Annotated in this window: 1 protein-coding gene and 1 pseudogene; both read left to right on the top strand. The window is 69.9% G+C overall.

From position 1 onward, the window contains the following. The coding region (locus ABS769_RS22425; RefSeq protein ID WP_434801692.1) for a phage tail protein at positions 1 to 1,289 on the top strand (1,289 nt) is incomplete at its 5' end. An 11-nt stretch (positions 1,290 to 1,300) separates the two neighbouring features. Then, positions 1,301 to 1,389: pseudogene (locus ABS769_RS22420) on the top strand (phage tail protein); the annotation flags it as partial.

The raw sequence follows: 1,389 nt of genomic DNA, 5'->3' as shown, positions 1-1,389 counted from the left end.
ATCCGGTGCTGGTGGGTGCGATCGCCAAGACGGCGATCGCCGGCGCCGCGCTGGTCACGATCCTGGGCGGGCTGCTGGTGGCCGGTGGTGTCGCCGCGATGGCGTTCTCGCAGATCCACGGCGCCGTTGCGCTGCTCTCGGGCGGTGGTGGTTTCGGTGCACTCATCGGGCGTGTTGCGTCCTTTGCCGGCCGCGTGTTGCCGATGCTCGCCAATGGCGCGCGCCTGCTGCTGCCGCTGCTCGGCGGGGTCAGCCTGCCGGTGCTGGCAATCGGCGCGGCCGTCGCGGCGGTGGCGCTGCTGGTGTGGAAATACTGGGGGCCGATCAAGGCATTCGCCATCGGTGTCTGGCAAGGCATCGTCGAGGTGGCCGCACCGGTCCTCGCCGAGCTGAAGGCCGCGCTCGCGCCGCTGGCGCCGGTGTGGGACACCGTGGCCGCTGCGATGGGCCAGGCCTGGGCCTGGATCAAGCAGCTGCTGACGCCGTTCGAGGCCACCACCGCGCAGTTGCACGGTGCAACGCAGGCCGGGCGCGGCTTCGGGCAGATCATCGGCGCGGTGCTGGTCACCCAGCTGCAGCTGGCCGTCAAGGCGATTGGCTGGCTGGTGCAGGCGTTTGTCTTCGTGCTGCCGGTCATCAAACAGATCCTCGGCGGCGTGTGGCAAACCGTCCAGGGCACGTGGTCGTTGATCGTGGGCGTGTTCACCGGCAACGGCGATCGCATCCGCCAAGGCTTGCTGCAGCTGTGGGCCGGCATCAACCTGCAGTTGGCCAACTGGCCGGCCAGGATGCTGCAGGCCGGCGCGGACATGATCAGCGGCCTTGTCCAGGGCATCCGCTCCAAGCTCGGCGCCGCCGGCGATGCGATCGCCAGCGTCGGTAGCGGCGTGGTCGATCGCTTCAAGGGCCTGCTGGGTATCCACAGCCCCTCGCGCGTGTTCGCCCAGCTGGGCGACTTCACCATGCAAGGCCTCACCGTGGGCCTGCAGCGCGGCCAGGGCGCGCCTGTGCAGGCCGTGATGGCACTCGGCAACCGGATGCGTGCGATGGGTGCCGGCCTGGCGCTGGCAACGGCCACAGCGCCGGTGACAGCGATCGACAGCCGGGCACCGCTGTCAGCCCCGACGCGCGCCGCCAGCGCGCCTGCAGGCGGCAACAGCTACGTCATCCACGTCCATGCCGCGCCCGGCATGGATGCCAATGCCCTGGCGCGCGAAGTCGCCCGCCAGATCGAAGAGCGCGAACGGCGCACGGCGGCCACACGCCGCTCCAGCCTGCGCGACGACTGAGGCTCCAACTGATGATGATGTCCTACGGCACCTTCGTGTTTTCGCTCGACAGCGCGGCGTTCCTGCAGCTGCAGCGGCAAATGAGTTGGCGCCACCCCAC

It is taken from the genome of Xanthomonas hortorum, assembly GCF_040279205.1.
GTDB lineage: Bacteria > Pseudomonadota > Gammaproteobacteria > Xanthomonadales > Xanthomonadaceae > Xanthomonas > Xanthomonas hortorum_F.
This window is presented reverse-complemented; position numbering and strand designations above follow the sequence as displayed.